This window comes from Alistipes timonensis JC136 (assembly GCF_900107675.1).
Classification (GTDB): Bacteria; Bacteroidota; Bacteroidia; order Bacteroidales; family Rikenellaceae; genus Alistipes; species Alistipes timonensis.
This window is the reverse complement of sequence record NZ_FNRI01000004.1, coordinates 138579-158982: the sequence shown is the minus strand read 5'-3', so window position 1 is coordinate 158982 and position 20404 is coordinate 138579. Positions and strand designations below refer to the sequence as shown.

Genomic DNA, 20404 nt, shown 5'->3' with positions numbered 1-20404 from the left:
GATGGAGTCCGGGCTGTGCATTTATCGGAGCCGGCTCACTCCTCGATCTCTACGCCCAGCAGACGGGCCAGTTCGGCGGCCTGAAGCACGCTTATCTTCATGCCTTTCAGTTCGAAGGAGTCGATCTCGCGGACCCGTATCCCGCGGATGTCCGAATCGGCGAACGACACGCCCCGCAGGCGCGTCCCGAAGAATTCGGCCATCGCCAGCTCACACTGCGCGAACTCCACGCGTTCGAAACGGCAGTCGCCGAAGGCCGCACTGCGCATCCGGCATCCGGCAAAGCGCACCGTGCGCAGACGCGAAAAGGCGAAATTGGCAAATTCGCCCTTGCAACGGTCGAACAACAGATGATTCAAGGTCGTCTCGGCAAGGTTGGTCCCCGTCAGCTTGCAGTCGGAGAACTCCACGCGATGGAAACTGCATCCCAGCAGATCGGCGTTCGAAAAGTCGCAGTTGCGGAAAACGACATCCGAGAACTGCGAGTGCCCGAGTGCGCTTCCGGCGAAGACGCAGCCGGTAAAGCGACAGCCCTGCACCGAGAGGTGTTCACGGACGGGTGCGCCGAAATCCGCACCGCGGAATACAGCGTCGGCGATCTCCTCGTCGAGGTGCATCCGGATGGGGTCGGCAGCCGTTTCAGGCTCGGCAGGCAGTTGCGGACGGGCGATTTCCATACACGAAGATTGTTTGAATTGCTACAAAGGTAGGAATTTTTCCCGGATCAGTCGCCTCCCGCAAGGGTTCCGATTGTTCATTTTGCACAACCGAAAAATTAGGGTTATCTTTGCATTCGGCTCCCACCCAACACGCTATGAAAAAGACCATCGCACTCCTTCTTTCCGCAGTTCTCCTGCTGACAGCCGCACGCCCGGCATCCGCTCAGAACACGGAGCCCTCGAAAGAGAATTTCCCTTCGACCGAGACGACGCTCCTGCAAATCGGACAGGCCGAAGCACACCCGAACGCCAAACACATACGACCGGCCGACACGTCGGCACTCGCCGCTCCGGTAAAACGCCCCGGACTCATCCGCCGCATCATCGACTACTACAGCCGGTCGAACGTCGACCGGACTTTCGAAAAAAAGATCGACTGGAGCATCGCTCCCGGCCCCAACTACTCGTCGGACGTCGGGTTCGGCATCGGCTTCCTGCTGGCGGGCCTTTACAGGCTCGACCGCACCGACTCGGTCACCGCTCCGTCGAACATTTCGATCTACGGCAACTTCACGACCAAGAAATTCGTATTGCTGCGCTTCTCGGGCGACAACATCTACAACAAGAACAAACAACGGCTGAGTTATTCGGGAGCTTTCGTCTACTTCCCCGGGGCCTTCTACGGCGTGGGCTACCAGGCCGGCAAAGAGGGTTACGCGCAGGATCTCACCACGACGATGGGCGCTTTCCGCATCTCCTACTGCACCTCTCTCGTGGGGCGTTTCTATGTCGGCGTCAGCGGCAGCATCGACTATTCCGGAGCCAAATACAAGAGTTCCGGCATGGTGGAATACATGCAGCGGATCGACAACAACGAAATCCCGAAACCGGGCGGACAGATCGGCGAAATGTACGATCTCTGGAAAGACGGCAAACGCTACGACCCCGAGAAGCAGGACCCCTTCTCGAACTTCATCGCCACGACGGGCGACAAGCCCAACGCGTTTAACACCAGTCTCGGGATTTTCGCCCAATACGATACACGCGACGTGACGTTCAACGCCTCGAAGGGCATCTTCATCAAAGCCGAAGCCAAATGGTATCCCGAATGGCTGGGCAACACCCGCCGCACGTTCGGACGCTTCACGCTGACCTTCAACTTCTACCAGAGGCTCTGGAAAGGGGCCGTGCTGGCCTACGACCTCTACGCCGACGGCACGGCCGGAACCCCGTCATGGCACATGTACGCCAAGATGGGCGGCATGGAGCGCATGCGCGGTTACTACGAGGGACGCTACCGCGACAAACGGCTCATCGAGACGCAGTTCGAACTGCGGCAGAAGATCTACCGACGCCACGGCATCGTGGGATGGATCGGCGGCGGGCAGGTCTGGGGTACGGACCGGTTCCGCTGGGGCAACACGCTGTGCAGTTTCGGGTGCGGCTACCGCTTCGAGTTTAAGAACCGCATGAATATCCGCCTCGACTACGGATGGGGCAATTTCGGCAACCAAAACCTGCCGTGGGACCGCAAGCGCTCCTCAGCATTCCTCTTCACCGCTTCCGAAGCATTCTAAAGAATACAGACAAGGATAAAGCCGTCTTCACGGCGCACGGAGAGCTCCACGGGCTCTCCGTTTTCGATCCGGCCCGTCAGCATACCGGCCGCAAGGTCCGCGCTCCCGATGCGGAGGTCTTTCTGAAAATCCAGCGCCCGGCGCCCGGCGTATTTGTAGAGCGCCTCCTTGGCGCACCAGACGATCCCCGGCCACAGCGGATCGTCGGAAAGAGCCTGTTCGGACGGAGTCATATAACGGCTTTCGGCCCGGCTGAAATTGCGCGACGCCGGTTCGATATCCACGGCACAACGCTCCGGGGAGATGCAGACGGCGATGCGGCCGGCACAATGCGCGACCGAAATGCAGCAGTCCGAACCCGTCAGCACGGGAGCCCCCACGGCGTCGTAACCGATTTGCACATCCGTCCCCAGTTCGCGCCGCACGAGGGCCCGCCAGCCGAGAAACTCCGCGCGGCGACGCTCCGAGCCGAATGCCGCAGCCTCGGCACGTTCTTCGGGCGTCGTCCACCGGACCGCCTCTTCGGCGGTCATCGGCGGCTCGACCAGCAGTTTCCGAATCATTGGATATCTATGCGGATTTTGTCGATGCGGTGCCCGTCCATCCCCTGCACCGTGAAACGGATGTCGTGCGAGGTGAACACGTCACCTTTGCGCGGGAAGTCGCGCTTGAGCTCGAGCATCAGTCCCGCCAGGGTCTCGGCCTCGCCCCGCACATCGGCAAAAGTGTCTTCGCCCAGGCCGAGGATGCGTTCGAAATCCCCGAGGTGGGTCTTGCCCTCGAATACGTAACACTTGGGATTGAGGCACGTATAGAACGATTCGTCGTTGTCGCTCTCGTCGGAAATTTCACCCACGATCTCCTCGATGATGTCCTCCAGCGAGACCAATCCCAGCGTCGAGCCGTATTCATCGACGACGATGGCCATGTGGACCTTGTTCGACTGGAAATCGGCCAGCAGGTCGTTGATCTTCTTGTGCTCGGGCACGAAATAGGGCTTGCGGACCAACTGCTGCCAGGCGAAATCGCTGCCGTTGTTGATATAAGGCAGCAGGTCCTTGACGTAGAGCGTGCCGCGGATGTTGTCGATATCCTCCTCGTAGACCGGAATACGCGAGAAGCCCGATTCGATGATCGTCTTTTTGACCGTCTCATAGTCATCCGTGGCATCGAGCGCCGTGATGTCCACGCGGGGCTTCATGATCTCCTGCACCTCGGTATTGACGAAGTTGACGATCCCCGACAGCATCACGTGCTCCTCGGGGCTGGACCCCTGGGTCATATCCACGGCATCGGCCAGTTCGTCGAGCGATATTTCGCTCTTGTGGGCGGCTTTCTCGCTGATGCGGCTGCTCGTGCGGACCAGCGCATACGAGAGCGGGTAGAAAATCCACCGCAGCAGCACGAGTGGCCGGGCCACCATCGAGGCGAAACGCACGGGGATGGTCTGCGCCAGCACCTTGGGCAGTATTTCGCCGAAGAGCAGCAGCAGGAAAGTCACCAGCACGGTTTTGAACAGAAACTCGAAACGCAGGAACGTGAAAAGCGAATCGATAATGCCGGCTGTCAGAATGACGATGCAGATGTTTACCAGGTTGTTGACCACCAGGATCGTGGCCAGCAGCAGGTCGACATCGGTCAGCAGGCGCAGCACGGCGGCAGCCGACGTGCTCCTGCTGTTCTGCAGGCGGCGGATGTCGTTGTGCGAAAGGGAGAAAAACGAAGTCTCGGCCCCCGAAACGAGCGCCGAAACACACAGCAGGCAGAACGTCACCGCGCACAGCACGGCGATATGGGCTTCGAACCCGTTGAACGCGATCCAGGAATGAGCTTCTTCCAAACTGACAATCAATTTGTTAATCGAACAGCGAGCCGCCCTGCGTCTCCTCCTTCGGAGCCTGAGTCTCCGCCGCGTCGTCCTTCAGCACCTCTTTGCGGCCGCCGGGCATCTGCACGACGAACTTCGAGTTGCGCGACTGGTAGGCGGGTTTGGCCAGCAGGGTCTCGATATTATTGTAGCGGGTCGGCTTGGCCCCGAGCATCACCTGCTCGGGCTGGCGCTGCGCGACCTTGGGAGGCACGGGTTTGATCGGCTCCAGCACGGGAGCCGCGGCGGGCTCCTTGGCGACCGGCTCGACGGTGCGCGCCGGGGGAATGATCTGCTTCATCACGCCGTGCTGCGCATCGCCTTCGAATCCCGTGGCGACAACCACCAACTCGATGAAATTGCCCAGCTGCGGCTTCTCGCTCGTACCCCAGATGATATTGGCATTGTGGATCACACCGTGATCGTCCTGCACGCTGGCATGGGCCTGAATATACTCCAGAATCCGCACCACCTCCTCGTACATCAGCGCGTCGGCATCCGATACCGAAATGTTCAGCAGGATGTTCTTGGCCCCCGATATCAAATTGTGATCCAGCAGCGGCGAACGCAGCGACGCCTCGGCAACCGCTTCGGCGCGGTTGTCGCCGTCGGCCGTAGCGACGGCCATGTGGGCCCGGCCGCTGTCGCGCATGACTTTCGAGACATCGGCGAAGTCGACGTTCACCAGATCGCTCTCGACGGTGATGATCTCGGCAATGCCCTTGGCCGCCGAGGCCAGAATGTCGTCGGCCTTGCCGAACGCCTGCTTGAGCGAAAGTCGCCCGTAAATCTCCAGAATGTTCTCGTTGTTGATAATCAGCAGCGAATCGGTATTCTGACGCAGCTCCTCGATACCGCGGAACGCCTGCTCGTAGCGTATCTTACCCTCGACGGCCAGCGGCGAGGTGACGATGGCCACCGTCAGCAACCCCATCTCGCGGGCCAGCTTGGCAATGACGGGCGAAGCGCCCGTGCCCGTGCCGCCGCCCATACCGGCCGTGATGAAGAGCATCTTCGTACCGGCCTCTTCGAGTACCTGCCGGATTTCGGGCAGCGACTCGACAGCCGCGCGACGCCCGTTCTCGGGATCGTTGCCGGCTCCGAGACCCTCGGCCCCGAGGCGTATCTTCTGCTCGACGGGACTCTTGTCGAGCGCCTGCTGGTCGGTATTGCAGACCATGAACGTAACCCCTCTGATGCCGAGATTCCACATGTGGTTCACGGCATTGCCTCCGGCTCCGCCGACACCGACCACCGTAATGATCGAGCCGTTCGTGCGCGGGGCCTTGATTTCCGACATCAATTCGTCTGTCATATCGTTATTTCGCTTTTTATCCTAATCACTTAATTAATCGCCGTCTCGCTGTCGAAGGTCAGTCACTCACGGCCTTCTGCCGCGTATGCAAGTCTGCCCCTCTCCTAAATTCCCTCCTCGGAGGGGGCTTGTCGCGACGCAACCGGGGATTCAGCCAAAATTTCGACCGGAATGCAGACGGAATTGTCTGCACCAGTTCCGACCCCTATATCTCTTCGTCTTCGGCAGCCGAGAAACCCTTGTTGATCTTGTCGATCGCACTCATGACAATCGACCCGAAACCACGCTTGCGCTTGGGTTCGACCACCACCGGGTCCTCCCGGTCCGCTTCTTCGTCCTGTCCGGGAATCTCGGGCCGGGTCTCAGCCGGTGCGGGCTCCTCCGCCGGCGCGGCCTGCGGGTAACGGGGCGGCACCGAGGTAAACTTCGGCCCCGGTTGCTGCTGCGGAGGGATGAAACCCGTCCGCGGCGCGGCTCCCGGCACTGCGGTCGACGCCGGAGTCGAGGGACGCTCTACAAAAGCGCATCCGCCCTGCTCGGCACCTTTCAGCAGGATGCCCACAGCCGTCGAATAGGCCGGATCGGCGACCTTTTCCTTCGACTCCTCGGTGATGCCCGCCTCGGGAACGGCGACGCGCACATCCATGCCCGTCACCCGGCGGAACAATTCGTCGAGGTCCTTCAATTTCGCCGAACCGCCCGTCAGCACGATGCCGTAGGCCAGTTTCCCGGCAAAACCCGAGTCTTTGATCTCCTGCTGCACGAACTCGGCGATGTCCGTGGCGCGGGCCTCGACCACCGTCGCCAGATTACGCAGCAGGATGTCCTTCGCCTCGCGGGCCGTGCGGCCGTTGACGCGGATCAGCTTGTCTTCGGGAGCCAGTTCGGCAACCGCCGAACCGTATTTCTGTTTGAGGCTTTCGACGTGCTTCTCGGGAACGCTCATCGTGCGGATGTCGCGGTTGATGGCCGAGGCGCCGATCGGAATCGAGGCGATGTAGCGCACCACGTTGCGGTAATAGACCGTCACGTCGGTAACGCCGCCGCCGATGTCGACCACGGCCACGCCCTCCTCTTTTTCATCGGGCAGCAGTACCGATTCGGGCACCGCCAGCGCGTCGGACACGACGCCCAGCATTTTGATTCCCAAGCGTTTCAGCGCCATATCGAGACGCTGCATCGGGGTTTTGAGGCAGAGGATGAAGTTGAACGTCGACGAAAGTTTCTTGCCGAACGACCCCACGGGGTTGCGAACCTCCTGGCTGTCGTCGACCAGATAGTTCTGGGGCACGCGCTCCATAATGGTCTCGTCGTCGGGAGCCTGCACGTTGCGCATGCGGTCGAACAGCGCATCGACATCCTTCTGGTTGACGCCGTTCTGGGGGTCGTAAACGAAGACATGGTCGGTGTGGCGCGCACAGCGCACGAAATCGCCCGAAATACCGGCATAAGCCTCCGTAATGCGGATTCCGAGTTGCTCCTCGGCTTCCGACACGGCTTCGCGGATGGCGCGGCTCACCAGCTCGATGTTCTCGATCCGGCCCGCATTGACCCCCTCGACGGGTTTCGAGACGACGCAAGCGACGTCAACGGCGCCTTCGGGCGTCTTCTCGCCGACGGCCACCACGACCGACGAGCTGCCCAGATCGACGGCAACGGTATAATTCTTTCTTTCCACGGTATACTCCTTTTACTTCTTGCAGACCACCTGGTCGTTATATCTGATGTCTATTGTGCGGTATTCGTTCCAGCCGATCGACGAAAGTCCATGACGGTAGAACCGCTGCAGTTTCCCGAACTTGCGTTCAACCTCCTCCAACCGGCCGAAGAGAATCGTAAAACGACCGCTGCGGGGCGTCAGTTCCACTTCCAATGCTCCGCTGGGGGTCGTGCGCGCTGCGATCTGCACCACTTCCGACCTCCAGAAATCGTCGTTCTCGACACTTTCCACAAAGGTAAGGAGTTTCATGAAATCTTCGTAGCTTTTCTCCAACTTTTTTTGCTTCGCCCGCTCGGCCTCCTGCCGCCCGGCGATCCGCTCGATCTCCTCGCGGATCACACGCGCCCGGTAGCGGTAGGTCCGGCGCAGTTTGGCCTTCTTTTCGCGCAGCGCATCGACCCGCGCATCGAACTCCTTGGAGCTCTCCAGCCGCCACCACTGCCGTTTGATGCGCATGCGGCGCAGGGCCGAGGTGTTGCGGTCGTTCTCCAGCTCGCGGCGGTAGAGGGGATACTTCTCCCGTTCGAGTTCGGCGATCCGGTTTTCGATCTCCTGCAACCGCTGGTCGATATGCTCCCGGACACTCCCCACATACGATGCCGGAAAAGGCGGGCGGTACGAACCGGTAACGACCGGAACGTAGAGCGACGAGGCGCGCGGGGCGGCGAAAACATACCCTTCGGGCGTCACATAGGCATTCATGCCGTCGGTCAGCATCCGCAGAAGGGGCTTGCGCTGGCTGATAGCGACGTGCATGACCCCGTCGTAGGAGACATAGGCGACCACCTCGTCCACAAAACCGTTGCGGGCGATCAGGCGTTCGACGCCCGCGAGGTCCACCGCATCGACAGCCTCGCCGAGCGTTTTGATCCCGCTGTGGGAAATCCATCCGCGGACCATCGCCGCCGAGACCAGATGTCCCTGCGAGGAGCTGTCCACGACCTCGATCTCCACGCCCGCCACCTTTTTCCCCGTACGCACACGCCGTGCCGAAGCTCCCGCCCAGATAACATAGGCGGCAACGGCGGCCCACATGAGGCCCAGAAGCGTGTATCGGAGGTAGCGGTTCATCGTCTAACTTTTCACGCGGAGCTTTTCGGCAATGGCTTCGCAGCAGGCGTCGATATTGCCGGCCCCGAAACTGATGACCACGTCCGTATCCATTGCGGCGACCGCGTCGGCCAGCCGTTCGCGTTCCACGATCCGGCAGGGGACCGCCACCCGGTCGGCGATGATCTCCGACGCAATGCCCGGAATCGGTTCCTCCCGCGCCGGGTAAATCGGCAGCAGCACCACCTCGTCGGCATGCGACAGCGCCTCGGCGAACTCCGCATACAAATCGCGGGTGCGGGTGTAGAGGTGGGGCTGGAAAAGCGCCGTGATCCGCCGCCCGGGGAACATCCCGCGCACGGAGGTCAGCGTCGCCGCCAGTTCGCGCGGATGGTGGGCATAGTCGTCCATATAGACCTGTTTCGGAGTGTTCACATAGAACTCGAAACGCCGTTTGACGCCCGAGAACGACGCCAGCGCTTCGCGCAGTTTGTCCGCGTCCGGCTCCGTCCCCTCGGCCTGCGCGGCGCACCACACCGATGCCACCGCCGCCACCGAATTCTCAATGTTGATCCATCCCGGAATGCCGAGCGTACACCCCGCTATCACGCCGCCGGGCGTTACGATGTCGTAGCGGTAATGGCCGCCCTCGAGCAACTGCACATTGCGGGCGTAGAAGTCGCACGGCGTGTCGTAAGCATAGCGGTAAACGGTGATCTCCGGGTTGTCGATCACGATATCGACCCCTTGTTTGACGATGAGGAATCCGTCGGGACGAATCTGCCGCACGAACTGCGAAAAGGCCTCCTTCACCGCCTCGTGGGTGCCGTAGATGTCGAGGTGATCGGCATCGGCCGAGGTCACCACCGCCACGTCGGGATACAGGCGCAGGAACGAGCGGTCGAACTCGTCGGCCTCGACGGCCAGCCTCCCGCCGCCGCCCAACACCAGATTGCCCCCGAAATTCTTCGAGATGCCGCCCAGGAATGCCGAACCGCCGCCCGTCAGAACGCGGTTGAGCCACGCCACCATCGTCGAGGTGGTGGTCTTGCCGTGCGTGCCCGCCACGGCCATCACATATTTGCCTTCGGCCAAGTGTCCCAGCATTTGCGACCGCTTCTCGATCCGGAAACCATGCTCCGTAAAATAGCGGTATTCGCTGTGGTCCTGCGGCACGGCGGGGGTGTAGACCACCATCGTCTCCCTCGGGTCGAGGAACTCCCCGGGAATCAGCCGCACATCGTCCTCATAGTGGACCGCAGCGCCTTCGGCCTCGAGTTCTTCGGTGAGGCGCGAGCGCGTGCGGTCATACCCGGCGACTCGGCGGCCTTCGTGCAGAAAATAACGGGCCAGGGCGCTCATGCCGATACCGCCGATACCCAGAAAATAGACGTTCCTGTATTCCATCACTTCATTACCTTTACAATCTCATTCACAATATCTTCCGCAGCGTTCGGCCTGGCCAGCGCTTCGAGGCTGCGGCTCATCGCCGCCAGCGCCTCCCGGTCGGCCAGCAGCTCCAGGGCCCGCGGCATCGCTTTCGTGCGGCTCTCGGCGTCGGCGACCACGACCGCGGCGCCCTTTGTCTCCAGCGCCCGGGCGTTCTTGGTCTGATGGTCCTCGGCCACGTTGGGCGAAGGCACGAACAGCACCGGTTTCGCCACGAGACACAGCTCCGAGACCGTCCCGGCGCCGCTGCGCGACACGACCAGATCGGCCGCGGCATAGGCATAGTCCATGCGGTCGATGAAAGCCCCCTGCCAGACGTGCCGGGCCGGATGTGCGGCCAGGAAGGCCTGCATCTCGCGCTCGTAGTACTTGCCCGTCTGCCAGATCACCTGCACGGGGGCTTCGCCGCCCGTTTCGACGATCCACGCCTTCATCATCTCGTTCAGCGACCGCGTGCCGAGCGACCCGCCGACCACCAGAATCACCGGCAGGTCGGGCGTGAGGCCGTAATATTTCAGCGCCTCGGCGCGGTCGGCGCCCTCCTTCGAGAAGCGGCCCCGCAGGGGGTTGCCCGTCAGCGTGATCTTGCCCGCCGGGAAGAAGCGCTCCATCCCCTCGTAGGCCGTGCAGATGCGTTTCGCACCTTTCGACAGGATTTTGTTCGTCACCCCCGCATAGGAGTTCTGCTCCTGAATCACCGTCGGCACGCCCATCCGCTGCGCGGCCCACAGCACCGGGGCGCTGGCATAACCGCCGAAGCCGACGACCGCATCGGCCCCGAATTCGCGGATGATCCGCTTCGCCATCCGGATGCTCTTCACCGCTTTGAACGGCACGGCGAGGTTGTGCCAGTCCAGCCGCCGCTGCAATCCCGCAATCGGCAGTCCCGCGATGCGGTAACCCAGCGCGGGAACTTTTTCCATCTCCATCTTGCCCTCGGCGCCGACAAAGAGGATCTCCACCTCGTCTCCGAAGCGCCGCTTCAGGGCCTCGGCGACCGCCACGGCCGGGTAGATATGGCCGCCCGTGCCGCCGCCGGAAAGAATGATGCGTTTCATAATCGTATATTTATTTTATTCTATCGTTCCATTGCTATTCACGGTTCTTATTCACGGCCTTTGGCCGTGTTTACAAGCCTGACCCCACCCCAAACCCCTCCCTCGGGAGGGGCTTATCGCATGCGACCGGAATAACACCACAAAACCGCTACCTGCCCCAGTTGCCCCGGTCCAGCGACCGGTAGTTGATCGCCTCGGCGATGTCCGCCTGAACGATGCCGGCGCGTCCCGCCAGGTCGGCGATCGTGCGCGCCACCTTCAGGATGCGGTCGTAAGCCCGCGCCGAGAGCGACAGCCGCTCCATGGCCCGCTCCAGCAGGGCCGCCGAAGCCGTGTCGAGGCGGCAGTATTCGCGCAGCATCGCGCTGTTCATCATCGAGTTGGCATACACGCCCGCCGCATCCCGGAAACGCGCCGCCTGCACCTCCCGCGCCCGGACGACCCGTTCCCGGATCACCGCGCTCGGCTCGCCCGGAGCCGTCGCCGAAAGCTCCTGCGGAGCCACGGGTGTCACCTCGACATGCAGGTCGATACGGTCCATCAGCGGACCCGAAATGCGGCTCATATAACGGTGCACCGATCCCGGCGAGCAGGTGCACTCCTTCGTCGGATGGTTGTAGTAGCCGCACGGACACGGGTTCATCGCCGCCACGAGCGTGAAGTTGGCCGGATATTCGACGCTGTATTTGGCCCGCGAAACCACCACCCGCTTCTCTTCCAACGGCTGCCGCAGCACTTCGAGCACGCTGCGCCCGAATTCGGGCAGTTCATCGAGGAACAGCACCCCGTTGTGGGCCAGCGACACCTCGCCCGGACGGGGCGACTGCCCGCCGCCGATCACGGCGACCTGCGAGGCGAGGTGGTGCGGAGCCCGGAACGGCCGCCGGGTCATCAGTCCGCCCGTCATGCCGCCCGCCACGGAGTGTATTTTGGTCGTCTCCAACGCCTCCCCGCGCGTCAGCGGCGGCAGGATGGTCGGCAGACGCCGCGCGAGCATCGTCTTGCCCGAGCCCGGAGAACCGATCATGATGACGTTGTGGCCGCCCGCCGCAGCGATCTCCAACGCCCGTTTCACATGCGCCTGACCCTTCACGTCGGCGAAATCCTCGGCATACCGCAACGTCTCCGCATCGAACGGTTCGCCGTCGGCCGGCTTTGCCGGAACAATCTCCGCCTCGCCGTTCAGGCAGGCGACAACCTCCCGGAGCGTCGTGACACCGATCACATCGATCCCCTCCACGACCGCCGCCTCGGCAGCGTTCCCGGCCGGCAGCACCAGCCGCCGCAGTCCTTCCGAACGCGCCCGGACCGCCAGAGGCAGCACGCCCCGCACGGGTTTGACCGATCCGTCGAGCGACAGTTCGCCGACGAACATCGTGTCGGCGACCGCCTCGGCGTCGATGCGGCCCATCGCTGCGAGAATCCCCACGGCGATCGGCAGGTCGAAGCCCGAGCCCTCCTTGCGGAGATCGGCGGGAGCCAGGTTGACAACCACTTTCCTGCCCGACATCCGCTCCCCGGAGTTCTCGAACGCCGCACGGATACGCTGTTCGCTCTCCTTCACGGCGTTGTCCGGCAGTCCCACGAGGTACAGCCCCAGACCGCCGCCCGTGATGTTGACCTCGACGGTCACCGCCACGGCGTCGATCCCGACAAGTGCGCCTGCATAAGTGCGAACGAACATGGTCAGAAGGGCGCTTCGTCGTTGAGGTTCACCGAGCGGTTCACGTCGAACTCGCCGCCCATCGCGGCCCCCAGTCCCGACACCGCCGGCTGGCCGTTCGACCCGCTGGCATAGTCGTCGTAGGCCTGCTGGCTGTCCGAAGCCTGCGCGGGCGGCAGCATCACGTCGTCCATATCGGCGAACCGCGCCTGCTCCTTGATGAAGCGCAGCGGCACGTCGCACACGGCGCCGTTACGGTGCTTGGCAAGGATGATCTCGGCCATACCCGCCGTGGGCATACCATCCTCGGTCGTCGTCAGTCCGTAGTATTCCGGACGGTGGATGAAGGCCACGATGTCGGCGTCCTGCTCGATGGCGCCCGACTCGCGGAGGTCCGAGAGCTGGGGACGCTTCGAGCCGCCGCGCATCTCCGTGGCACGGCTCAGCTGCGAAAGGGCGATCACCGGCACGTTCAGCTCCTTGGCGATCGCTTTCAGGGTACGCGAAATGAAGGCCACCTCCTGCTCGCGGTTGCCCTTCGTATCCTGGTTGCCGGTCATCAGCTGGAGGTAGTCGATAATGATGATCTTGATATCGCTGTGTATCTTCAGACGGCGGGCTTTCGAGCGGAACTCGAAGACCGAAAGGGCCGGGGTGTCGTCGATGAACAACGGCGCCGAACCCAGCGGCTTGGTCGCCGACTCGAGGTGGCGCCACTGCTCGGGCGTCAGGCGGCCCGATTTGACATCATTGCCCGAAAGTCCCGTCTCGGCGATGATCAGACGCATCATCAGCTGCACGGAGGACATTTCGAGCGAGAAGAAGGCCACGCCCTGCTCATGGTCGACGGCCATGTTGCGGGCCATCGAGAGCACGAAGGCCGTCTTACCCATCGAGGGGCGCGCGGCGACGATGATGAGGTCGGACAACTGCCAGCCCAGCGTCACGCGGTCCAGGGCCATGAAGCCCGACGGCACGCCGCTGAAAGCGCTGGTGTTCTTCGACGCCTCCTCGATCTGCATCAGCGCACGGGCCAGGATGTCCTTCGACGACTGCACCGAACGCTTGACGTGCCCCTCGGCGACTTTGAAAATCTCGCCCTCGGCATAGCCGATCAGCTCCGTGACATCGGTCGACTCGTCGTACGAACGTTTCTGGATTTCCGTGGCCGAACGGATCAGCTCGCGCTGGACATATTTCTGGGCGATGATCTTGGCGTGGAACTCGACGTTGGCCGCCGAACCGACCTTCTGGGTCAACTGCGCGAGGTACGAGGCCCCGCCCACTTTCTTAAGCTCCTTTTTGACCTTCAGCCGCTCGGTCACGGTATAGAGGTCGATGGGTTTGAGCTCCATCGACAGTTCGTTGATCGCCTTGTAGATCAGGCGGTGTTCCTCGGTATAGAACGCCTCGGGGGTCACGTACTCCTGTACGGAGATGATGCTGTCTTTCTCGAGCATCAGCGCACCGAGCACAGCCTCCTCCAGTTCGATCGCCTGCGGGGGTACGTTGCCGACGGTGTCGGTCATCGCTTCGAATGCCTCCCGGTTGCGGGAGGAGGGGGTAAAATCTTTCGCCATTTGGTATCGGAATCTTTCAGACTTCAAAAGTAGCGATTCGGCCGGAGAAAACAAAACGGCCGCGGCAAAGTTATTGTCGAAAACCGTGTTAATAACACGGTTCATCCGCAAACAACTCCCGCTGCATCCGAAAACGGCCTGTTGAAAAAGAATTTTTCATTTTTAATTACTCCTTCACGCCCATTTCGTGACGCGAGACGGCGAAGGCGGCGATGCTGACGCGGCAGCCGGGTGCGGCGCGGAGAATTTCGGCGGCGCAGGCGAGGAGCGTGTTGCCCGTGGTCATCACGTCGTCGACCAGCAGCACATGCCGCCCGGCGAGCCGCTCGGGACGGCGGACCGCAAAGGCTCCCTCGACATTGCGGGCCCGGTCGCGGCGTGATTTGAGGGCCTGGCTGGGCGTATTGCGCCTGCGGCGGACACTGCGGCGGTCGACCCCGACGCCCAGTTGCGAGGCGATTCCCTCGGCGAGGTATTCCGACTGGTTGTAACCCCTCCGGCACCGCCGGAAAGGATGCAGGGGCATCGGAACCACGACCTCGACATCGTCGTAAAGCCCGCTCTGTTTCAGGTGCCGCCCGTACCACGCGCCCATCTCCCGGGCCGTGCGCCACGCCCCGCGGTATTTGAAGCCGTGAATCAGCCGCCGCCAGCCGCTCGCATGGACGAAGAAGAGGAACCCCGAGGCCCGCTCGACGGGCACCAGCCCCCAGCATTTGCGGGCGACAGGGTTGTCGGCTTCGTCCCAGTAGCCGGTCAGGGGCGCCGTGGCGCGGCAGAACGTGCAGACCGTCCGTTCACCGCGCGCAAGCGGCTCGCCGCAGACCGCACAGCGGGCCGGGAACAACAGCGACGCGATATCGTGCACGAAATCACTGAGGATCGACATTGACGACGACGGTGACGGCTTTGAAAGCCGGGTTTTCGGAGAAAGTTTTCAGCTCTGCGGCAAGCAGTTCGCGGGCCCGGGCCGACGAGGCGCCGCTCTCGATCTTCAGGAGCAGCCCCGCGAGGTATTCGCCGCGGATGCGGTCGACGGGCGGAGTCATGGGCCCCAGCACACGGCGTCCGAAGCGGACCCGCAGGCGTGCGGCCAGCTCCATGATCCCCTGACGCAGCACCACGGGATCGCGGTGGCGCAGCGTGAGCGACGTGAGCCGCGCATAGGGCGGATAGAAGAAGGCTTCGCGTTCGGCGAGCTGGGCGCGGGCCATCGCCCCGAAATCGCCCGCCACGACCTGCCGGATGACGGGATGCCCCGGCTCGGAGGTCTGAATCACCACCTCGCCCCCTTCGGCGCGGCGGCCGGCACGTCCCGCCACCTGCATCATCAGCTGGAAGGCCCGTTCGGCGGCCCGGAAATCGGGGTTGTTCACCAGGTTGTCGGCATTGAGGATGCCCACCAGCGAGACGCCCCCGAAATCGAATCCCTTGGTAATCATCTGCGTGCCGACCAGAATATCGGTTTTGCGGGCTTCGAAGTCGGCGATGATGGCGTTGAAAGCCTTTTCGGAGGTCACGCTGTCGCGGTCCAACCGCGCGATACGCGCTTCGGGGAAGATTTTGGCAATTTCTTCTTCGACTTTCTCGGTGCCGAAGCCCATCGGAATCACGTCCGTAACCTTGCACGAAGGGCATTTCGCCGGGACCTCAGCCGTGTAGCCGCAATAGTGGCAGACGAGTTTCCGCCCGCTCTTGTGGTAGGTCAGCGTGACGTTGCAATGGGGACAGCGGGCTGTCCAGCCGCACTCGGTGCACTCGACATAGGGCGAGAAGCCGCGGCGGTTCTGGAACAGCATCACCTGCTCGCCCCGGTCGAGGGCCTCGCCGATCTTGTCCAGCAGGAGTTTGTTGAAATGGGCCTTGCGCTCGCCGCGCTTGGCGGCCCGCAGGGTGTCGGAAACGAGGATCTCGGGCGGCCGGGCATCGCCGTAACGCTCCGAGAGTTCCGCCCTACCATACTTGCCCGACGCGGCGTTGAGCCACGTTTCGAGCGACGGCGTGGCGCTGCCCAGCAGCGTGCGGCCCCCCACGAGGCGGGCCATCACCACGGCGCAGTCGCGGGCGTTGTAGCGCGGCGCAGGCTCGGTCTGCTTGTAGCTGGCGTCGTGCTCCTCGTCGACAATGATGAGCTGCAGCCGTTTCAGCGGCAGGAAGATCGACGAGCGGACCCCGACGACGAACTCGCCCCCCTCGGAGCGGTTCAGCCGCAGGTAGGTCTCCGTGCGGCGGCGGTTGGTGAGCTTCGAATGGTAGGGTGTGACACGGCTGCCGAAGATGCGCTCCATGCGCGCGATGAGCTGGGCCGTGAGGGCGATCTCGGGAACCAGCAGCAACACGTCGCCGCCGCGTGCCAGCACCTCGGCGATCAGGTGGATGTAGATTTCGGTTTTGCCCGAGCCGGTGATTCCCTGCAACAGGGCCGTGGTTTTCCCGGCGGCAAATTCCCCGCGCAGCGCATCGAGCGCCGCCTGCTGGTGGGCGGTGAGCTCCGGCAGCCGGAATGCCGAGCCGCCGCGCTCGACGGTGCGTTCGCGCTCGGTGCAGACGATCAATTTCTTACGTTCCAAAGCGTGCAGCACGGCGTAATCGGCCCGGAGCAGACGGCGGGCCACCTCGCCCGTCGAGATGCGCGTCTCGTCGCCGGCCGCAGCCAGCTCCAGCAGCGCTTCGTACTGTTTCGGAGCGCGCCGCTCGAGCTTCTCGCACGCCTCGTGGAACGCCGTTTCATCGTGAAGTTCCCGGGACAATGCAACATAACACTCCGTCCGGGGCCGGAACTCGTCATCGGAAAACTCCTCCTCCGTGTCGCCCGAAGGCTTCATCAGCGACGGCAGCGCCACGCGCATCACCTCGCCCACCGAACACATGTAGTACGAGGCGACCCACTCCCAGAGCGACATTTGCTGCGCCGAGAGCAGGGGTGCGTCGTAAAGAACGCGGTGGATGGATTTGATCCGTTTGAAATCGGGCTTCCGGTCGTGGACCCGCCACACGATGCCCGTATAGAATTTGCGGGGGCCGAACTGCACCGCCACGGCCTGCCCGGCCGCGACCGCCGCCCCCTCGGGCACGGCGAACGTATAGGCCGGCTGCGCCAACGGAAGGACTATGTCGGCATAACGGAGCATCAGCCCTTGCCGATTGCCTGGAATCCCTTGCCGTAGACGCCCATGACCGAGCCGACGGTCATGAAGGCTTCGGGGTCGATGGTTTTGACGAATTTGAGGATCATCGAGGTCTCGCGCTTGCGGCAGACCACCATGACGATCTTGGACCCCTTCTTCGAATACCATCCCTGCGAGTCGATGAGCGTGACCCCGCGGTGAACATTGTCGACGATCGCCTGGGCCATCTTCTCGTAGTCGTGCGTGACGATGAAGACCTGGCTCGACTGCTGGCTCCCGGCCATGATCATATCGACCGTATAGCCCACGACAGCCGTCATCACGTAGCCGTAGATCACGGCGCTGATGCCCATGCCCACCAGCAGGGCCGAAGCGATGATGACGAAGTCGGAGTAGATGAGTATCTTGCCGTAGCTGACCGTGCGGTACTTGTTGATAATCATGGCCACGATGTCCGTGCCGCCCGTCGAACCGCCCTGCGAGAAGCAGAGCGCGATGCCCGCGCCGGCCAGGATGCCGCCCATGACGATCGCCAGCAGGTTGTCGACCCCGAGGAAATTGCCCTCGGGAAGCACCTCCTGCCAGAAGTTCATGCCCAGGGAGATGACCACCACGCAATAGATGGTTTTGACACCGAAATTCCACCCCACGATAAACCCGGCGACGAGCAGCAGGGCGGCATTGATGATGAAGACCATCGTACCGATCTGCAGGTTGATCCCCACCGTCGAAAGGGCGTTGCACAGCACGAGCGACAGACCTGCCGCACCGCCGCCGACACCGCCCGCCGGAAGGATACAGCCAATCCAGCCGAAAGAATACATCAACATGCCGACAGCCATCAGGATATACTCCTTGACGGGCTTCAGCACGATATCCGGAGAAATGGATTTCATAGCGACGGATTTTTATTAAGAATTATTTTCGGCGAAGATAGTAAAAAATTCGCCTTGATATGCATTGCGTTCCTCCAATCTTTTCTCGAGCCGGGCGAGCAGCTGCTCGTTGCGTATCAGCCCCCAGTTACGGCCGTAATGGTAGCGCGGCGGAGCCTCCGAAGCGAAGCGTTCGACGACCAGGTCCGGACGCAGGCGGCGGAGTATCTCGATGAACAGGTCGATGTACTCGCCGGGCTCCCAGAAGCGGAAACGCCCGGGGTCGGCGTCGTACTCGGCGGCCATCGGCGTCGAGCGGAAAACCTGCAGTTGGTGGAACTTCACGGTCGTGAGCGGCAGGGCGTTGATCCGCTCCGTCTGGGCCAGCAGCATCTCGTCCGTCTCGCCCGGAAGCCCCAGGATAAAGTGCGCCCCGACGGGCAGCCCCCGCTCGGCGGTCATCTCCACAGCCCGGCGGGCGCAGGCGAAATCGTGACCGCGGTTGACGGCCCGCAGCGAGGCGTCGTAAGTCGATTCGATGCCGTATTCGAGGGCCACATAGCGGTCGCGGGCCAGTTCGGCAAACCAGTCGAGTTTCTCCTCGTCCACGCAGTCGGGGCGCGTGCCGACGACGATGCCCGCCACTTCGGGATGCGCCAGCGCCTCGCCGTACAGCTCTTTCAGACGCTCCAGCGGGGCATAGGTGTTGGAAAACGACTGGAAATAGACCAGGTATCGGCGTGCCGTGCGGTAACGGTTTCGGTGAAACTCGATGCCCTCGTCGATCTGCTGCCGGACGCTTTTCGCAGGGGTGCAGTAAGAGGGTGTAAACGCCCCGTTGTCACAGAACGTACACCCTCCTTTTCCAATGGTTCCGTCGCGGTTGGGACAGGTAAAACCCGCATCGACCGAGAGTTTCTGGACCCGGCCGCCGAACATCCGGCGGAAATACCCCGCATAGGAGTTGAACCGCCGCTCATCACCCCACGGATAGGTCATCGAAATGTCCAGTCAGACTTGTTATAGGTATCCTTCGGGGCCAGCGGAACGTTCGGGAAGAACTCGAAGCCCACCTTCTGCTCGATGTCGGCGACCGACATCATGCCCGACGAAGGCTTGCCGCCCGAATAAGCACGGTTCTCGAACCAGAAACCCACGCACTTAATCTGGTCGGCGGAGAGCTCCCAGAGAGGTTTTCCCGTATTGCCGGCCTTCGAACGCATCAGCACGCGGTAGAAATTCGTCGGCACGATGCACGTATCGTCGCTCTGGTCCGTGACGGTCGTATCGTCATTGGCGAAATAGACGCCCGACACTATATACAGCGTGTCGGCGCAGATATTCTTCCAGCAATCCTCCTCGAGCAACGACCAGACCCCACCGTTGAAACTGTTCTGCCACTGCGGAGCCACATTGGTCACATAGAATGTCTGTGAATTCGCTTCGTAGCTTATCGTCCGGTCGTTCGAAGCAATCAGGTGACCTTTCGAATAGCCCGGCTGCGGTTGATACGATCCGTCGATCAGGTCGGGCTGGACCGCCTGGGGAACGGCCGGATCATAGTACCACTTTTTCGTCCGGTCCTGATCTCCCCGGTAGCACTCGTGCAGCGGGAATGCCGACCACATGCCCGTGCGCTTATCGGCGCTGTAGCAGACCGAATAATTGCGCATGGTCTTCAGGTCGGCGCGCATATGGTAGGCATAGTAATAGCCGTCTTTATGGTCCGCTTCGGCCGGCAGCTCGGCCCAGCCGGCATAACGCGTCTTCCCGGGAGTTACGAGCTGGAGCGTCGTAAAGCGTCCGGTAGCGCTGGCGTAGGTCGCACCAACCCAACCGACACACAGCTGGAACTCATAATCCACGCCGGGCGTCAGTCCGGTCAGCGTCACGCTCTTCTCGCCCGAACCGGCAGTAGTCGTTACCACGGTATAATCGTCCGCCGAGGCGGTTTTATAGCGGAAATAAACGGCATAGTCGGTCGCATCCCTGTCGAACGTGATTCCGCATTTCAGCGTAGCCATCGTCGTCGTCACATCAGTTGCCGAAGGAGTTCCGAACGTCGGGTTGCCCGAGCTTTTGCCGGTCACGAACGCAGCCGAAGCACTCCGGGTGCGCCCGGTCGGAAGGTCGGCATAGGCGTAGAAAATGTAGGTCGTCTCGGGCTGCAGACCGCTCACCCGGGCCGACAGGCGGTTGCCGTCGATCGTGACATCCGGATAATCGACGAATCCGCCGAGCGACTCGCCGGTCAGCGCCGCGCAGGAGAATCCCGCGCCGAGCCCCTCCAGCACCCCGTCGCCGAAGCGCGTCAGGCAGGTCAGCTCGACCGTCGTGCCGTCAACCGAGTATTCGGGCGTCAGGAACCAGTCGTTCCCGTTATCCGTCTTTTCATCCCCGCAGGCGACAAAGGCCACGGAAAGGGCCGCAATCAGAAGCGCAAAAATCTTTTTCATCAGCATC

Annotated in this window: 16 protein-coding genes; 1 reads left to right on the top strand and 15 read right to left on the bottom strand. The window is 62.3% G+C overall.

Annotation, left to right across the window (positions count from 1 at the left end):
- Window positions 1–35: 35 nt before the first annotated feature.
- Window positions 36–677 (bottom strand): pentapeptide repeat-containing protein, encoded by a 642-nt coding sequence (locus BLU78_RS06730; protein WP_010262210.1) that lies wholly within the window; start codon window positions 675–677, stop codon window positions 36–38.
- Window positions 678–814: 137 nt separating this feature from the next.
- Between BLU78_RS06730 and BLU78_RS06725 the strand changes: the two genes are divergently transcribed.
- Window positions 815–2236 (top strand): BamA/TamA family outer membrane protein, encoded by a 1422-nt coding sequence (locus BLU78_RS06725; RefSeq protein ID WP_010262208.1) that lies wholly within the window; start codon window positions 815–817, stop codon window positions 2234–2236.
- On the opposite strand, the gene BLU78_RS06720 is transcribed toward BLU78_RS06725, so the two are convergent.
- The 14 genes from BLU78_RS06720 to BLU78_RS06655 form a co-directional block, all read right to left on the bottom strand.
- A complete protein-coding gene (locus BLU78_RS06720; RefSeq protein ID WP_010262205.1) occupies window positions 2233–2799 on the bottom strand; it encodes a 4'-phosphopantetheinyl transferase family protein in 567 nt (188 codons plus the stop codon). The genes BLU78_RS06725 and BLU78_RS06720 overlap by 4 nt on opposite strands.
- Entirely contained in the window at window positions 2796–4076 is a 1281-nt protein-coding gene (gene gldE, locus BLU78_RS06715; RefSeq protein WP_010262202.1) for a gliding motility-associated protein GldE, read from the bottom strand. Before gldE ends, BLU78_RS06720 begins: the two co-directional genes overlap by 4 nt.
- 16 nt (window positions 4077–4092) lie before the next feature.
- A complete protein-coding gene (gene ftsZ / locus BLU78_RS06710; RefSeq protein ID WP_010262199.1) occupies window positions 4093–5418 on the bottom strand; it encodes a cell division protein FtsZ in 1326 nt (441 codons plus the stop codon).
- A 205-nt stretch (window positions 5419–5623) separates the two neighbouring features.
- Complete coding sequence (ftsA, locus tag BLU78_RS06705; protein ID WP_010262197.1) at window positions 5624–7096, bottom strand: cell division protein FtsA; 1473 nt, start codon at window positions 7094–7096, stop codon at window positions 5624–5626.
- A gap of 12 nt (window positions 7097–7108) precedes the next feature.
- A complete protein-coding gene (locus tag BLU78_RS06700; protein WP_010262194.1) occupies window positions 7109–8209 on the bottom strand; it encodes a cell division protein FtsQ/DivIB in 1101 nt (366 codons plus the stop codon).
- Between the two features lie 3 nt (window positions 8210–8212).
- On the bottom strand, window positions 8213–9595 hold the full coding sequence (gene murC / locus BLU78_RS06695) for a UDP-N-acetylmuramate--L-alanine ligase (RefSeq protein ID WP_010262191.1): 1383 nt from the start codon (window positions 9593–9595) through the stop codon (window positions 8213–8215).
- Window positions 9595–10695 carry an undecaprenyldiphospho-muramoylpentapeptide beta-N-acetylglucosaminyltransferase gene (gene murG / locus BLU78_RS06690; RefSeq protein WP_010262189.1) on the bottom strand — a complete coding sequence of 367 codons (1101 nt, stop codon included), beginning with the start codon at window positions 10693–10695 and terminating at the stop codon, window positions 9595–9597. The genes murC and murG overlap by 1 nt, the downstream gene beginning before the upstream one ends.
- A gap of 148 nt (window positions 10696–10843) precedes the next feature.
- Window positions 10844–12379 (bottom strand): YifB family Mg chelatase-like AAA ATPase, encoded by a 1536-nt coding sequence (locus BLU78_RS06685; RefSeq protein WP_010262186.1) that lies wholly within the window; start codon window positions 12377–12379, stop codon window positions 10844–10846.
- 2 nt (window positions 12380–12381) lie between these two features.
- Window positions 12382–13938, bottom strand: coding sequence for a replicative DNA helicase (dnaB, locus tag BLU78_RS06680; RefSeq protein WP_010262183.1), 1557 nt, complete (start codon window positions 13936–13938; stop codon window positions 12382–12384).
- A 166-nt stretch (window positions 13939–14104) separates the two neighbouring features.
- Complete coding sequence (locus BLU78_RS06675) at window positions 14105–14827, bottom strand: ComF family protein (protein WP_010262180.1); 723 nt, start codon at window positions 14825–14827, stop codon at window positions 14105–14107.
- The gene (priA, locus tag BLU78_RS06670; protein WP_010262177.1) at window positions 14811–17069 is read right to left on the bottom strand and encodes a replication restart helicase PriA; all 2259 of its coding nucleotides are present in this window, start codon (window positions 17067–17069) and stop codon (window positions 14811–14813) included. Before priA ends, BLU78_RS06675 begins: the two co-directional genes overlap by 17 nt.
- Complete coding sequence (locus BLU78_RS06665; RefSeq protein WP_010262176.1) at window positions 17069–17962, bottom strand: YitT family protein; 894 nt, start codon at window positions 17960–17962, stop codon at window positions 17069–17071. The genes priA and BLU78_RS06665 overlap by 1 nt, the downstream gene beginning before the upstream one ends.
- Window positions 17963–17977: 15 nt before the next feature.
- Window positions 17978–18940: a tRNA modification radical SAM protein MnmL/YtqA gene (gene mnmL / locus BLU78_RS06660; protein WP_010262172.1), complete on the bottom strand. Its 963-nt coding sequence runs from the start codon at window positions 18938–18940 to the stop codon at window positions 17978–17980.
- A complete protein-coding gene (locus tag BLU78_RS06655) occupies window positions 18937–20397 on the bottom strand; it encodes a DNA/RNA non-specific endonuclease (RefSeq protein WP_231290820.1) in 1461 nt (486 codons plus the stop codon). Before BLU78_RS06655 ends, mnmL begins: the two co-directional genes overlap by 4 nt.
- Window positions 20398–20404 lie beyond the last annotated feature (7 nt).

Excerpts from the sequence above, each read along its gene's own strand:
- BLU78_RS06730 (WP_010262210.1), bottom strand. The coding sequence starts at position 677 with ATGGAAATCGCCCGTCCGCAACTGCCTGCCGAGCCTGAAACGGCTGCC.
- BLU78_RS06725 (WP_010262208.1), top strand. The coding sequence starts at position 815 with ATGAAAAAGACCATCGCACTCCTTCTTTCCGCAGTTCTCCTGCTGACA.
- BLU78_RS06720 (WP_010262205.1), bottom strand. The coding sequence starts at position 2,799 with ATGATTCGGAAACTGCTGGTCGAGCCGCCGATGACCGCCGAAGAGGCG.
- ftsZ (WP_010262199.1), bottom strand. The coding sequence starts at position 5,418 with ATGACAGACGAATTGATGTCGGAAATCAAGGCCCCGCGCACGAACGGC.
- BLU78_RS06700 (WP_010262194.1), bottom strand. The coding sequence starts at position 8,209 with ATGAACCGCTACCTCCGATACACGCTTCTGGGCCTCATGTGGGCCGCC.
- murC (WP_010262191.1), bottom strand. The coding sequence starts at position 9,595 with ATGGAATACAGGAACGTCTATTTTCTGGGTATCGGCGGTATCGGCATG.
- murG (WP_010262189.1), bottom strand. The coding sequence starts at position 10,695 with ATGAAACGCATCATTCTTTCCGGCGGCGGCACGGGCGGCCATATCTAC.
- BLU78_RS06685 (WP_010262186.1), bottom strand. The coding sequence starts at position 12,379 with ATGTTCGTTCGCACTTATGCAGGCGCACTTGTCGGGATCGACGCCGTG.
- dnaB (WP_010262183.1), bottom strand. The coding sequence starts at position 13,938 with ATGGCGAAAGATTTTACCCCCTCCTCCCGCAACCGGGAGGCATTCGAA.
- BLU78_RS06675 (WP_010262180.1), bottom strand. The coding sequence starts at position 14,827 with ATGTCGATCCTCAGTGATTTCGTGCACGATATCGCGTCGCTGTTGTTC.
- priA (WP_010262177.1), bottom strand. The coding sequence starts at position 17,069 with ATGCTCCGTTATGCCGACATAGTCCTTCCGTTGGCGCAGCCGGCCTAT.
- BLU78_RS06665 (WP_010262176.1), bottom strand. The coding sequence starts at position 17,962 with ATGAAATCCATTTCTCCGGATATCGTGCTGAAGCCCGTCAAGGAGTAT.
- mnmL (WP_010262172.1), bottom strand. The coding sequence starts at position 18,940 with ATGACCTATCCGTGGGGTGATGAGCGGCGGTTCAACTCCTATGCGGGG.
- BLU78_RS06655 (WP_231290820.1), bottom strand. The coding sequence starts at position 20,397 with ATGAAAAAGATTTTTGCGCTTCTGATTGCGGCCCTTTCCGTGGCCTTT.